Genomic DNA, 14,050 nt, shown 5'->3' on the forward strand with positions numbered 1-14,050 from the left:
CGTCGCAAATCGAAACCTGCGAGGGTTACTTGCGACACAAGAGTACAAGGTTAGTTCGACAATCGAAACAACCTGATCAAGACTGGCTGACAGAGGAGACATTCGATGAAGAAGTTGCACGTCGGCGCGGTGGCTGCGGCCACCGGCGTAGCGGTGGTGCTGACAGGGTGCGCGAGCGGATCCGGCGGGGACGCGTCCACCGACGGCAAGCCGACGATCGTCGTCGACATGTGGGCGGGAAGCGAGGACGACACGACGGCGCTCGAGAAGCAGGTCGCTATCGCGCAGGAGGAGAATCCCGAGGTCGTGGTCAAGCTCCAGACCGCGCCGTGGAACGACTTCTTCACGAAGCTCACGACGAACATGGCCAGCGGCAACATGGCCTGCGTCACCGGCATGAGCGGCGCTCAGCTGGGCGGCTTCACCGACGGCTTCCGCGAGCTGACGACCGACGACCTCGAGGCGGCGGGCCTCGACTTCGCCGACTTCAACCCCGGCGCCGAAGGAATCCTCAGCTTCGAGGGCGGCTTGTACGGCGTGCCGTTCGACGTCGCGACGATGCTCGTCTACTACAACCAGGACATGCTCACCGCCTCCGGTGCGGCAAGCCCCGAGATCGGTTGGACGTTCGACGACTTCGAGGACATCGCCACAGCCGCCACGACGGATGGCAAGTACGGCTTCGGGATGGGCATGGGCGGCTACCAGTGGATGTCGATGCCCATCGCCTACTCCGGCAAGCAGCCGGCGTCCGAAGACGGCACACTTCACATCGACGACGCCGACTTCGTGGATGCGGCGTCCTGGTACTCCGGCCTCGTGACCGATCTCGGTGTCGCGGCGCCTGTCGCCTCGGCCTCCGACACCGGCTGGGGGGAGAACCAGTACACCGGCGGAAACGCCGCGATGGCGGTCGACGGCACATGGAACGCCGTCAGCTACCTCAACAACGAGTCCGGCTTCGCCGCCGGGATGGCGCCGCTGCCGACCGGAGACCACGGCAACTCGGGGCCGATCCTCGGCTCGGGCTACGGCATCTCGAAGACGTGCGACCACCCCGAAGAGGCCCTGAAGGTCATGGGCTCGCTCCTCGGCAAGGACGCGCAGGACTACATCGCCTCGTCCGGCCGTTCGTACCCCGCGCGCACCGAGTCGCAGCCGCTGTACTTCGACTCGATCGACGAGCAGTACCGCGAGCAGGTCCAGACGGTGTTCGAGTCCGCCTTCGAGACAACGGTGCCGCTCTACATGACGAAGAACTGGGAGAAGCTCGACAGCTACATCCAGCCCAACCTGGTCAGCGTCTACAACGGCCAGATGGAGATGTCGGACCTGCTGGAGAGCGCTCAGACCCAGTTCGGCAACTGACCGGACCCGTTTCCGCATCTTCGCACCTGATCAGGAAAGCAGATTGATGACGATCACGACGAAACGTCGGGGATCGCTCGCCAGGGCCGAGGCCCGCCAGGCGCTGGGCTTCGCAAGCCCGGCCCTGGTGGGGCTCGCCCTGTTCACGATCGTGCCCGTGGGGCTGTCGATCGTGATGAGCGTCTACGACTGGCCGACGTTCGGCGACCGCACCTTCAACGGCGTCGACAACTACGCCACGCTCTTCACGTCGAGCCCGGACTTCTGGCCGGCACTGCGGAACTCCGCCGTGTACACGCTGCTGTACGTGCCGCTCAGCATCGCGCTCTCGCTCGTCCTCGCGATCGGGCTCGGTCCGCGCATCCGCGGCCGCGGCGCCCTGCGCGTGCTCTTCTTCATCCCGGTCGTGGTCCCGATGGTCGCGAACGTCCTGGTGTGGAAGATGATGCTGCAGCCGCAGGGCCTCTTCAACGGCCTCGCGCAGAGCTGGTTCGGCGTGACCCTTCCGAACTTCCTCGCCGACCCGTCCTGGGCGATGATCATGGTCGTCGCCATGAGCGTCTGGCAGGGCCTCGGCTACAACATGCTGATCTTCTCGGCCGCTCTCGAGCAGCTGCCCGAGAGCGTGCTGGAGGCGGCGAGCATCGACGGCGCCCGCGGCTTCCGCCTGATCTGGAGCGTCATGATCCCCATGATCTCGCCGTCGATCTTCTTCGCGACGATCATGACCATGATCACCGCGCTGCAGGTCTTCGCCCAGCCGCAGCTGCTCACCGGCGGCGGACCCGGCAACGCCACCAAGCCGCTCGTGATGTTCATCTGGGAGCAGGGCTTCACCTTCGGCGACCTGGGACTCGCGGCAGCGGCCGCATGGATCCTCTTCGCGATCATCATCGTCATCACCGGCGTGCAGTTCGCCGCGCAGCGCAAGTGGGTGCACTATGAGCACTGATACCGGCATCGACGACGCCGTCGAGCAGACGCTCCTGATGACCTCGGAGGACGAGTTCGTCCCCGAGGAGACCGGGCGTCGCGCCAAGGCCCCGAGAACACGCGGCGAGACGATCCGGCTGATCATCGCGCACGTGTGCGTCTACCTCGCCGCGCTCGTGTTCATCGCGCCGCTGATCTACGCGTTCTTCTCGGCGCTCAAGCCCAACGAGGAGATGTTCTCGATGCCGCCGACGCTGGTCGGCTCGCAACTGAAGTGGGGCAACTTCGCCGAGGTCTTCGAGTACGGCCCCTTCTGGACCTACATCGGCAACTCGCTCTTCGTGGCGGTCGCGGGCACGGTGGTCGTCCTGATCGTGTCCACGACGGCGGGTTACGCGTTCGGTCGGCTGCGCTGGAAGGGCCGCGACGCCGTCTTCGTCCTGTTCCTGGCGACCCTGATGGTGCCGGCCGAGGTGCTGGTCATCCCGATGTTCCAGGTCATGCAGTGGTTCGGCTGGGTGAACACCTACCAGGCGCTCATCCTCCCGTTCGCCTTCACCGCGTTCGGCACCTTCCTGATGCGGCAGTTCTTCCGCGGCATCCCGTTCGAACTCGACGAAGCCGCACGAGTGGACGGATCCGGCCCGGTCCGAACGTTCCTGCAGATCATCCTGCCGCTGTCGAAGTCGGCGGTGGCCGTGCTCGCGGTCTTCACGTTCCTGTCGTTCTGGAACAGCTACCTGTGGCCGCTCATCGTGACGGTCGACTATGCGCAGCTCGGAACCCTCCCCGTCGGACTGGCGAGCTTCTCGGGGCTCACCGGCACGCGCTGGGACCTCCAGATGGCGGCCGCCATCATCTCGATGATCCCCACCACGATCCTGGTGATCGTTCTTCAGAAGCACCTGGTGAAGGGCATCGCGATGGCCGGGCTGGGCGGCCGATGAGCGGGTCCGCAGCGTCCCCCGCTGTCGTCGCCGGCATCGACATCGGAGGGACGAAGACCTCCGGCGCGCTCGTCGCCGCCGACGGCGCCGTGCTCGCCCGAGCGATGCGCGATACCCCGGCACGCACCGGGGGCGCTGCCATGGCCGAGACGGCGGCGCTCCTGGTAGAGGAGCTCGCCGACAGCGCGGGCGTGCGTCCGCACGCGGTGGGCGTGGGCGCCGCGGGGGTCGTCGAGCCCCGCACGGGCAGCATCCGCGCCGCGTCGGACATGTTCGTCGACTGGGCGGGCTTTCCGCTGGGCGCCCGGCTCCGCGAACGGCTGGCACTCGAGGTGCGCGTCGAGAACGACGTCAACGCGTTCCTGCTCGGCGAGACCGCGTGGGGTTCCGGACGCGGAAGCGACGTCCTCGGCGTGATGCTGGGCACCGGCGTCGGCGGCGCGCTCGTGCTCGACGGCAGACTGCGTCACGGGCCGCACGGGGCCGCCGGCGAGATCGGCCACACGCCCGGATACAGCGAACTGATCTGCACGTGCGGCCGCACCGGGCACCTCGAGACGCTCGCGTCGGGCACCTCGATCGCGCGACGCTACGCGTCGGCGACGGACCGGCCGGTCGACTCCGCGCGAGTGGTTGCCGAGCGTGCGCGGGCCGGGGATCCGGCCGCTGTGCGCATGTTCGACGAGGCGGGTCGCGCCGTCGCCCTGGCGTGCATCTCGGCCGCAACGCTCGTCGATGTGCCTCTCGCGGTGGTCGGCGGCGGCGTCGCCGCCGCGTGGGATCTGCTGGCGCCCGCCGTTGCCGCCACGCTCGCGTCCGATCCGCCCGTCTCGGGCGTCCCGCTGCGCATCGTGCCCGGCACATTGCGCGGGGATGCGGTCGTGCTCGGCGCTGCGGCGCTGGTCTCGGCATCCGACCATTCCTTCCCCTCCACCCCGTTCGCAGAAGGTGAGCTCGTCCGTGACGTCGCGTCCTGACCCCGACAAGATCTGGAAGGGGCCGCTCGGCACCCTCCACCCATCCGGCCTCGCCCGGCCGCGGATCGGCATCGGCGGCATCTCGATCGAATCCAGCACGTTCTCACCGCACATCTCCGGCGATGAGGCGTTCACGATCCGCACCGGTGACGAGCTCCTCGCGTACTACCCGTTCCTCGCGGACGGTGAGGAGCTGCGGGATGCCGCGGAGTGGGTGCCGCTGACCCATGGGCGGTCGCTCCCGGGCGGCGCCGTCGATCCGCACACATATGCGCGCATGAAGCGGGCCATCGTGGACGGCATCCGCGCCGAGGGTCCGTTCGATGCCTTCTTCTTCGACATCCACGGCGCGATGAGCGTCGTGGGGATGGACGATGCCGAGGGCGACCTCGCGACCGCCGTGCGCGACGCGCTCGGACCCGCCACCCTCGTCTCGGCATCGATGGACCTCCACGGCAACGTGTCGGACGCCCTGTTCGACGCCGTCGACCTCATCACCTGCTACCGGATGGCTCCGCACGAGGACTGGATGAACACCAAGCAGCGCGCGGTGCTCAATCTGCTCGAGCGCCTGCGCGGGGCCGGGGGAGCGGATGCCGACACGCGGCGCCCCTACAAGGCCTGGGTGCGGGTGCCGGTGCTGCTGCCCGGCGAGAAGACGAGCACGAGGCTCGAACCGGCGAAAGGACTGTACGGCACGATCCCCGATGTCGAGGAGCTCAGCGGCGTCGTCGACGCCGCCGTGTGGGTCGGCTACGCGTGGGCGGACGAGCCGCGCTGCCACGCGACGGTCATCGTGACGGGCGACGACCGCGACGTGATCGCGCGCGAGGCCGAACGCCTCGGGCGCCGATACTGGGACGCCCGGTCGGACTTCGCGTTCGTCGGCCAGACGGCGACGCTCGACGATGCGCTCGACGTCGCGATGGCCGCCGGTGCGCCCCGGCCGTACGTCATCTCGGACTCCGGCGACAACCCCACCGCGGGCGGTGCCGGTGACGTGTCGTGGACCTTGGGGCGCCTGTTGGCGCGGGCGGACCTCGCGGACCGCTCACGCGTCGTCCTGGCGGCATCCGTCTTCGATCCGGATGCCGTGCGCGTCGCACGCGCCGCCGGAGTCGGCGCCACGGTCGCCCTGCAGGTGGGCGGACGCGTGGATGCCGGGCCCAGCGGTCCCGTCGAGATGACCGGCGAGGTCTTCTCCGTCACCGACGGCGACCCCGTAGCAGGAACGCAGATCGTCGTGCGCAGCGGCGCCGTGCACGCCATCGTGACCGAACGCCGGAAGCCCTTCCATCACCTCGACGACTTCCGGATGCTGGGCCTCGACCCCGAGCGCGCCGACATCGTGATCGTCAAGATCGGCTATCTCGAGCCGGAGCTGTACGACCTCGCCGCGGGGTGGACACTCGCCCTCACGCCCGGCGGGGTCGACCAGGACCTGCTGCGCCTCGGCCATTCGCGACTGCGTCCGGGCACCTTCCCCTTCGTCACGAGCGATCAAGAACCCGATCTCCGCGCCCTGGTCGCACGGCGCCGCGGTACGGAGGCCCGAGCATGAACTTCGAGACCCGCACCGGGCCCGACCTCGGCGATGCGACGCCGGAGTATCCGGACGCGACGGTTCCGGAGTGGTACCGCGACGCCAAGCTCGGCTTCTTCGTGCACTGGGGCCTGTACTCGGTGCCCGCGTGGGCGCCGGCGCATCCGCCCGGCGGCGTCCCCGTCGAGGACGCGTACGCCCACCACCAGTACGCCGAGTGGTACGCCAACACCGTCCGCATCGCCGGCAGCCCGACGTGGCGGCGCCATCAGGAGCTCTACGGCACCGGCACGAGCTACGAGGACCTGGCCGACCAGTGGGATGCCGGGCGCTTCCACGCCGACGACTTCGTCGGCGCGCTCACCGACGCGGGAGCGCGCTATGTCGTCCCCACGACGAAGCACCATGACGGCTTCTGCCTGTGGAACACCGACACGACGACGTTCAACGCCGTCCGGCGCGGTCCGCGTCGTGACCTGATCGCCGAGCTGCACGACGCCACCCGCCGCGCGGGTGCACGGTTCGGCGTGTACTTCTCGGGCGCGCTCGACTGGCACGTCAGCGACTTCCCGCCGATCGAGTCCGACACGGATCTGTTCCGGTTCCGTCGCGCCGACGAGTGGTTCTCGCGGTACGCGGCGGCACAGCTCGATGAGCTCGTCGAGCGATTCCGCCCCGATGTGCTGTGGAACGACATCGAGTGGCCGGACGGTGGCAAGGGCTCCGAGGACTACGCTGTCGCCGCCCTCCTGCGCCGCTATCTCGCCGCGGTCCCCGAGGGCGCCGTCAACGATCGCTGGGGTGTGCCGCGCCACGGATTCCTGACCCGCGAGTACACCCACGTCGCCGACATCGTCCCGCAGCCGTGGGAGTCCACGCGAGGGCTGGGGTACTCCTTCGGCTACAACCAGGCGGAGGATGCCGGCCATTCGCTGTCCGGCACGGAGCTCATCCGCCTCCTCGCCGACGTCGTGAGCAAGAACGGCAATCTGCTGATCAACGTCGGCCCGCGTGCCGACGGGTCGATCCCCGAGCTGCAGGCGCAGGCGATGCGAGAGCTCGGCGCGTGGCTGCGCCGCGACGGCGCGGCGGTCTACGGCACGCGTCCGTGGGTGCGCGCCTTCGAGGAGACCGGTGCGCCGCGCGCCTACACGGCGGTCGACGGCGCAGTGAACGTCATCGCGCTGGATCCCGCCGCGGGGGTGCTCGAGCTCCCCGTCGAACTGGAAGCCGGGCGCGCCCGGTGGCTGGGCGGGCCCGAGGCGGCGATCGGTCGTGCCCCGGGCGGCGCGGCGCGAGTTGTCGTTCCGGACGCGCTCCGAGGCGATGCCGCAGCCGCCCTCCAGCTGGTGCCGTGACCACTGTCGTCGAGATCGCCGTACAGGATGCCGCAGGAGCGCGCGCGGCGATGTCGGCGGGCGCCGACCGGCTGGAGCTCTGCCAGGCGCTCGAGGCGGGCGGACTCACACCCTCGATCGCCACGATCGAGGCGGTGTGCGACGCCGTCGGCGCTGAGAAGGTCAACGTGCTCGTCCGTCCCCGCGGCGGTGGCTTCGTGTACGACGCCGACGAGATCGCTCTCGTGGCCGCCGACATCCGTGCCTGCGTCGATCGCGGTGTCGCCGGCGTGGTCGTCGGTGCGCTCGACGCGCACGGCCGCGCCGATCGCGCGGCGCTGCGGCGATGGCGGGACGCCGCAGGTCCCGCGACGTTCGTGTTCCATCGCGCGATCGACGCCTCGCCGCGCAGCGCCGAGGTCTTCGAAGCGCTGCTCGCCGAGGGCGTGGACCGCGTGCTGACCTCCGGGGGCGCGGTGCGCAGCATCGACGGAGTCGATCGCCTGGCGGCTTACGCGAGCCTCGCCGGGACGGCGCTCGACGTCACCGCGGGTGGGGGAGTGGCTCCCGAGGACATTCCCCACATCGTGTATGCGGGAGTGCAGGCGGTCCACCTCTCGGCCCGCCGGAGGACGGGGCTGGACGCTGCGTCGGGTCCCGGTGGAGGAGTCGACGGCCACGACGTCACCGACGCCGGCATCGTGGCCGCCGCCGTGGCTGCTGCCCGTTCCTGACGCGCGAGCCCGCTTGCTGAGAATTTCCTCATCAGCCGGTCCTTGTCGCCGGGCACGCGCGCGTGGTGTGATCCTCGCCATGGGAGAACACATGCCTGATCACGAATCCGACCACGACGTCGACCCTCAGGCGGACACCCCGCCTCGGTCGGGTCTCAGTCGCCGCAACTTCCTCGTCGGCGTCTCCGCGGCCAGCGTCCTCGCCGCGGCGGGCTGGGCGCAGACGCCGAAGGCGATGGCGGCTGAGGGCGGTCGCAGGTCGGTCACGATCACGATCATGGGCACCTCCGACATCCATGCCAATGCGCTCAACTGGGACTACTACAAGGACGCCGCCTACAGCGACAGCGCGGGCAACACCATCGGCCTGGCCCGCGTCTCGAGCCTCGTGAACCAGATCCGCGCGGACCGCGGCCGTGAACGCACGCTGCTCTTCGACGCCGGCGACACCATCCAGGGCTCCCCGCTCGGCTTCTACTACGCGACCGTCGACCCGGTGAACGCATCCGGCGCCGTGCACCCGATCGCAGCAGGGTTCAACGCGATCGGCTACGACGCCGTGGCGCTCGGCAACCACGAGTTCAACTACGGGCTCGACTTCCTCGACTACTGGATCTCGCAGCTGGATGCCCCCGCCCTGGCCGCCAACGCCGTGCACGCGGGCACCACCGAGCCTGCGTTCCGGCCCTACATCGTCAAGAAGATGCGCGTGCCCGGATACAAGCCGATCCGCGTCGGAGTGCTCGGGCTCACGAATCCGGGCGTCGTGATCTGGGACAAGGGCAATGTGAGCGGTCGCCTCGACGTGCTCGACGTCGTGGAGACGGCGGCCCGCTGGGTACCTGTCATGCACGCCGAGGGGGTCGATGTCGTCGTGGTGAGCGTGCACGCCGGCGACAGCGGCCTGTCCTCGTACGGCTCCGACCTGCCGGTGGAGAACGCCGCCCGCATGCTGGCGGAGGAGGTGCCGGGCATCGACGCGATCCTGTTCGGGCATGCACACCTCGACAAGCCGGAAGTACGGGTGATCAACAAGGTCACCGGCAAAGAGGTCGTGATGAGCGAACCGAAGAACTGGGGTCAGCGCCTCAGCGTCTTCGACCTCGAGCTCACCATGGAGCGGGGTCAGTGGGTCGTGGCCGCGGCGAAGTCGCTCACGGTGAACACCAACACGGTCGCCGACGACCCGGCGCTGGTGCAGGTCGTGAAGGCTCAGCACGACGCGGTCGTGGCGTACGTGAACACCCCGGTGGCGACCTCGACCGAGACGCTGTCGGCCGCCGAGTCCTGCTGGAAGGACACCGCGATCCTCGACTACGTCAACCACGTGCAGATCGATACGGTATCGAAGGCGATCGCGGGCACGGCCGAGGCATCCCTTCCGGTCATCTCGCTCGCGGCACCGTTCAACCGTGCGGCGACGTTCCCGGCGGGCCAGGTGACGATCAAAGACGTCGCCGGCCTCTATATCTACGACAACACGCTGCTGGGCTCGGTGCTGACAGGAGCACAGATCAAGGACTACCTCGAGTACTCCGCCAAGTACTTCCTGACGGTGGCTCCCGACGCAGCGGTGGCCCCCGCTACATGGACGAACGCCCTCGGGACACCGGACTACAACTTCGACCAGTTCTCGGGCGTGACCTACGACATCGACATCTCGCAGGCGCAGGGCTCGCGCATCGCGAACCTCGCGTGGGAGGGAGTGCCTGTCGCCGCCGACCAGCGCTTCGTGGTGGCGGTCAACAACTACCGGCAGTCCGGCGGTGGCGGATTCCCGCACATCGCGGCGGCACCGGTCGTCTACAACGCCCAGGTCGCCATCCGCGAGGCGATCGTCGCATACGCGTCCGCGACGGGCGTGATCGATCCCGCCGACTTCCACGTGGTGAACTGGAAGCTGGTGCGCGCCGGCATCCCCGTGTTCTGATCCCGGCGGCGAAGCCCCGGCTCCCTCGGGCGGGAGCCGGGCCGCGTCGATTCCGTCTCGTCAGGCGGCCACGCCGAGTGCGGCACAGGCGCCCGGGCGCGGCCGAGCGCAGCCCGTCACGACGTGAGCGCCGCACACGTGTCGACCCGTTCTTCCCCAGGGAAGTACGTCGACCATTCCTCCGCCGAGAGCTCACGCCCCGCCAGCGCGCACGCGTCGAGCGCCTGCGCGTCGGGACGCAGATCCCAGACACGGATGCCGTCAGGCAGCGCCTCGAGCAGAGTCTCGCCGTCGGCCGTGAGGAACCCGCCGGCTATGCGCGTCGCGTCCGCAAGACCGTCGAGCGGACCCGCGAGGGCGATGTTCCCCGTCAGGTCGTAGAGCGTGAGTGCGTTGTTGTACCCGACGTTGAGCAGCGTGCGGCCGTCCTCGCTGACCGTGATCCGATTGCCGCCGCCCGCTGATCGGGCGAGGGCCGCGAGCGGCTCGAGTGTGTGAATGTCATAGACCCCTGCTTCGTCCTCTGCGACGCCGATCACGTGGTCATCGCTCCCGGCGAGGCTCCCCTCCAGCCCGAAGAGACCGCGCGCCACGAGGTCTCCCGTCGAGATATCGAAGACCCCGGTCTCGGAGTTGGCGCGCCGTTGGTTGAACCATGTGATCACGGCCAGCGTCGAGTCTGGAGTCTCGCTGACCGATATCACTGTGGTGAAGCCTTCGGGGAGCGTCATGGTGGGTCCGACCGCCTCGCCCGACGAGGGATCGAAGGCGACGACGCCATCGGGCCACGCGGCGAAAGCCGGGGTGGCCCAGCCGCCCGGGTAGACGTTCACCGAGTTCGGCAGACCGGCGATACGGAGTGGGAACTCATCGGCCGTCGACACGCGCTGGAGCGTCGGTCGACCCCACTGATCTTCATGCCGGGCGTACAACGGACCCGACGGTTGCTCGTCGAAGCGCGCGACCACGCCGCTGCCGAGCGGCACGATCCGCCCCGACTCATCGCCGACAGGTACGTCGCGAGTGATGTCCCACAGCTGCATCGGCCCGCCACCAGCCGGTTGCGTGACGACGAGGGACCCTCCTGCATCCGGGCCTTCAAGGAGTTCGCGTCCCTTCGCGATGACGCCGGCGCCGGCGCCGCCGCCATCGATTCGCCAGCGCAGCCACACCGGTGGGACCGTGGGAAACGCGAGCAGGGTCTCGTCGTCGATGGTTTCGAAGAAGGCTTTCCGGTTGTACTGAAGCGGGGCCGCTGCGCCAGTCGTGTTGCCCGTGTCGAGATCGAGGATCGACAATCCTCCGTAAGACCCGCATGCGATCGTGTCGACGGTCGCGAGATGCAGAGACACGCAGGTCTCCGTCGCTTCTGCGGACCGGCGCCACACGATCGTCCCGTCGGAAGCGATGCGGACGGTGCCATCCCACCCTGCCGCCACGAGACCACCGCGACCGTCGGTGATGATCGCCTCACTCGATCGGTCGTCTTCGAACGAAATCGTTCGCAAGAGCTCGAGTGAATCCTGCTCGTACAACCGGATCTCGGGGCCGGCCCCGACAGCGACCAGCCGGTCGTCGAAGATGGTGGGGTTCGCGAAGGTCTTCAATTCGTTCATGTCCGGATCGGCGGAAGGAGTCCAGCCGCTCGATGCTCGCATCGCGCCGGACGTGGTGTCGACAGCGATGAGTTCGGCGCTTGTCGCGTCGACCATGAACACATGCCGACCCGCAGCGTCCCATGCGGCGGCGGCGGGGACCAGGATCGCTCGAATGGTTTCGATGGCTGGTCGCGCCTGTTCCGTCTCGAGATCGATCACCGAAATATGCGTCCAACAGCATTCGTCCTCGACTCGCGGTTCAGGGTGGACGAACACGCTGATCGCCACGGCGGAACCATCAGGACTTACGGAGACGGTGCGTTCCGACCCGGCTACTGCCGCCGGCAGATCGGTGTCCAGCACGTCGCGTGATTCGCCGGTCGCGAGATCGACGATGTCGACGATGGATGCTGTTTGATCGGCCGCGCTCACCGACACTCGAACCGCGGTGCGAGCGCCGGGAACGACATCCAGCCACGGCAGAGACGCGTCGTCTCCGTGGCGGACATCGACGACGCCTCCTGAGTCCGTCACGACACCCCATAGTGCGGATCGGGTCCGCGGATCGTCGGGCCACCGGCGGTAGGCCTCAGCGGCCAGCAGCGCGGCGGTCTCCCGATCGTTGTCGAGCAGAGAAAGAGACGTTGCAACGAGAGCCTCGACGCTCGCGTTCTCGGCAGCGACCTGCGCCTCACCGCCTCGGACAGCCGCGAGGCTTCCGCCGATGATCGCCGCCACCAGCAGCACGCCGGCACCTCCGACGATCCACCGCAGCCGGCGGTTGTCGCGTTTGTCCCGCGCCGCACGATCCGCGAGCTCGCGGATCTCGACCTGCTCGCGTTCTGACGAGGATTTGAGGAACTCGCGCTCCACTGCAGTGAGATCGGCGGCCGACTCTTCCGACCAGTCCATGGCGGCGTGCAGCCGCGCTCCCCGGAGAAGGTCCTCCTCGCGGCGGCCGGATCCGTGCCACAGCTCGGCGGCGGTGGCGACCGTGCCCACCAGACGTGCACCTTCGGCATCATTCTCGAGCCAGCCGTCGAGCCGCGGCCAGGCTGTGGCGATCGCCTCGTGGGCCACCGTGATGTCGTCGGCGTCGGTGGTCAGCAGCCGAACCGCCACGAGTCGATCGATCACTCTGCGGCGTGCCGGGTCGGCTGCGAGAGGTGCGAGCGAGGCGGTGCGGCGCACGGAGACGCCGTCCGCACCTCGGTGCACCAGGCGCAGCATGAGCGAGCGGCACGCGGAGGCGTCGTGCGCGTCGAGGGAGCGGTACAGGGACTCGGCCGACTGAGCGATAGCTCCCGCGATGCCGCCGGACGCCTCGTACCCGGCGACCGTCAGGGTTGCCCCCTCGCGGCGGACCCATGTCTCGACCAGCGCGTGCGAGACGTGGGGGAGCGTCGTGCGGCGATCTCCGGCGTCCCGCTCGATCACCTCGACCAGCCCGGCCTCGAGCCGCAGGCCGGCGCCGACAGCCGGGCACTCGATCGCCCGGCGGAGACCGTCGGCAGTGAGCGGGCCGATCGCCAGCACCCCACGGCCGATCGCCGTGCCGACGTACGGCAGGCCCGTCGCACGATCGAGGAATTCGCTGCGCAAGGTCATCAGCACCGCCGAACCGGCAGCGAGCACGTCCGCGACGATCGCGCAGAGTTCGTCTCGCTCCCGCTCGGCGAGCTGGAACACCGCTTCGGCCTGATCGATGACCACGATGTCGGCCGCGCCCCGCTGCTCGATCCGGGCTCGCAGGTCGAGCGCCGCGTCGCGCCCCGCTGTCAGCACGACGACCGTGCGTCCGCTCGTGAGACGCGGGAGCACTCCGGCGAGCACGAGGGAAGACTTCCCGGACCCCGACGCGCCGACCACCGCGGTGAGGGACCCGGGGCGCACCCGCTCCTGGATGTCGTCCACGTCGTCGTCGCGGCCGAAGAACGCGTCAACGTCAGCGGGCGAGTAGGGGGCCAGGCCGCGGTACGGACACGCGTCGCTCACCCGGTGCAGTGTCCTGACGAGGGTGAGTGCCGGGTCCTGTCTGAGCATCGACGCTTCCAGCTCGCGAAGGCGAGCGCCGATGTCGATGCCGAGTTCGTCGACGAGCCGCGCCCGTGCGGCGCGAACGGTGGCGAGCGCCTCGGCCTGCCTGCCCGCCCGATAGTTGGCGATCGCGAGGACCGCCCAGCGCTCTTCGCGCAACGGCGCCGCTCGCACGAGCCGCTCCGCGTCCGCGATCACCGCTCGGTGCTCGCCCTCAGCCAGTCGCGACTCGAGGAGTTCCTCCTCAGCGCTGTCGCGGATCGCGGCGAGTCGCTCGGCCTCGACCGCCGCGGGTTCCCAGTCCACGAGTTCGACGTAGGCGACTCCGCGCCACAGCGCCAGCCCGCGTCGGTACATCTCGACAGCGCGGTCGTTCTCGTCGTGCAGGGCGTGCTGCCGAGCGGAGGAGACGAGGCGCTCGAATTCGAACGCGTCGACGGTCGCAGGATCGATCCCGAGCGCGTACGCCGAGCCTCGGGTCAGAACGGCGGTGGTGCCGAGACCCGCGCGGATGCGCGCCACCGAAGTCTTGACCTGCTGAGGCCACGTGCGAGGCGGATCATCACCCCAGCAGGCCTCCGCGAGCTCGCCCGGCGCAAACTGTCCGTCCCACGCGCACGATCAGTGCGGCGAGCACGGCCCGCTC

Annotated in this window: 9 protein-coding genes; 8 read left to right on the plus strand and 1 reads right to left on the minus strand. The window is 69.2% G+C overall.

The window, feature by feature from the left end; translation table 11 throughout:
- Window positions 1-105 precede the first annotated feature (105 nt).
- The 8 genes from MRBLMI12_RS14720 to MRBLMI12_RS14755 all read left to right on the plus strand — a co-directional run bounded on the left by MRBLMI12_RS14720 (window position 106) and on the right by MRBLMI12_RS14755 (window position 9,769).
- Complete coding sequence (locus MRBLMI12_RS14720) at window positions 106-1,368, plus strand: ABC transporter substrate-binding protein (RefSeq protein ID WP_363357166.1); 1,263 nt, start codon at window positions 106-108, stop codon at window positions 1,366-1,368.
- A 46-nt stretch (window positions 1,369-1,414) separates the two neighbouring features.
- A complete protein-coding gene (locus tag MRBLMI12_RS14725) occupies window positions 1,415-2,320 on the plus strand; it encodes a carbohydrate ABC transporter permease (RefSeq protein ID WP_363357167.1) in 906 nt (301 codons plus the stop codon).
- Complete coding sequence (locus MRBLMI12_RS14730; RefSeq protein ID WP_349427262.1) at window positions 2,310-3,248, plus strand: carbohydrate ABC transporter permease; 939 nt, start codon at window positions 2,310-2,312, stop codon at window positions 3,246-3,248. Before MRBLMI12_RS14725 ends, MRBLMI12_RS14730 begins: the two co-directional genes overlap by 11 nt.
- Window positions 3,245-4,225: an ROK family protein gene (locus tag MRBLMI12_RS14735; protein WP_363357168.1), complete on the plus strand. Its 981-nt coding sequence runs from the start codon at window positions 3,245-3,247 to the stop codon at window positions 4,223-4,225. The genes MRBLMI12_RS14730 and MRBLMI12_RS14735 overlap by 4 nt, the downstream gene beginning before the upstream one ends.
- Window positions 4,209-5,786, plus strand: coding sequence for a M81 family metallopeptidase (locus MRBLMI12_RS14740; protein ID WP_363357169.1), 1,578 nt, complete (start codon window positions 4,209-4,211; stop codon window positions 5,784-5,786). The genes MRBLMI12_RS14735 and MRBLMI12_RS14740 overlap by 17 nt, the downstream gene beginning before the upstream one ends.
- Window positions 5,783-7,126: an alpha-L-fucosidase gene (locus MRBLMI12_RS14745; RefSeq protein ID WP_363357170.1), complete on the plus strand. Its 1,344-nt coding sequence runs from the start codon at window positions 5,783-5,785 to the stop codon at window positions 7,124-7,126. Before MRBLMI12_RS14740 ends, MRBLMI12_RS14745 begins: the two co-directional genes overlap by 4 nt.
- Window positions 7,123-7,839 (plus strand): copper homeostasis protein CutC, encoded by a 717-nt coding sequence (locus tag MRBLMI12_RS14750; RefSeq protein WP_363357171.1) that lies wholly within the window; start codon window positions 7,123-7,125, stop codon window positions 7,837-7,839. Before MRBLMI12_RS14745 ends, MRBLMI12_RS14750 begins: the two co-directional genes overlap by 4 nt.
- Window positions 7,840-7,930: 91 nt before the next feature.
- Complete coding sequence (locus MRBLMI12_RS14755) at window positions 7,931-9,769, plus strand: 5'-nucleotidase C-terminal domain-containing protein (RefSeq protein WP_363357172.1); 1,839 nt, start codon at window positions 7,931-7,933, stop codon at window positions 9,767-9,769.
- A gap of 116 nt (window positions 9,770-9,885) precedes the next feature.
- Here the strand turns inward: MRBLMI12_RS14755 and MRBLMI12_RS14760 are convergent, their stop codons facing one another.
- Window positions 9,886-13,926, minus strand: a complete 4,041-nt coding sequence (locus MRBLMI12_RS14760) for a BTAD domain-containing putative transcriptional regulator (RefSeq protein ID WP_363357173.1) — start codon at window positions 13,924-13,926, stop codon at window positions 9,886-9,888.
- Window positions 13,927-14,050: the final 124 nt, after the last annotated feature.

This window comes from Microbacterium sp. LMI12-1-1.1 (assembly GCF_040676455.1).
Lineage (GTDB): Bacteria > Actinomycetota > Actinomycetes > Actinomycetales > Microbacteriaceae > Microbacterium.

Excerpts from the sequence above, each read along its gene's own strand:
- MRBLMI12_RS14720 (WP_363357166.1), top strand. The coding sequence starts at position 106 with ATGAAGAAGTTGCACGTCGGCGCGGTGGCTGCGGCCACCGGCGTAGCG.
- MRBLMI12_RS14725 (WP_363357167.1), top strand. The coding sequence starts at position 1,415 with ATGACGATCACGACGAAACGTCGGGGATCGCTCGCCAGGGCCGAGGCC.
- MRBLMI12_RS14730 (WP_349427262.1), top strand. The coding sequence starts at position 2,310 with ATGAGCACTGATACCGGCATCGACGACGCCGTCGAGCAGACGCTCCTG.
- MRBLMI12_RS14735 (WP_363357168.1), top strand. The coding sequence starts at position 3,245 with ATGAGCGGGTCCGCAGCGTCCCCCGCTGTCGTCGCCGGCATCGACATC.
- MRBLMI12_RS14745 (WP_363357170.1), top strand. The coding sequence starts at position 5,783 with ATGAACTTCGAGACCCGCACCGGGCCCGACCTCGGCGATGCGACGCCG.
- MRBLMI12_RS14755 (WP_363357172.1), top strand. The coding sequence starts at position 7,931 with ATGCCTGATCACGAATCCGACCACGACGTCGACCCTCAGGCGGACACC.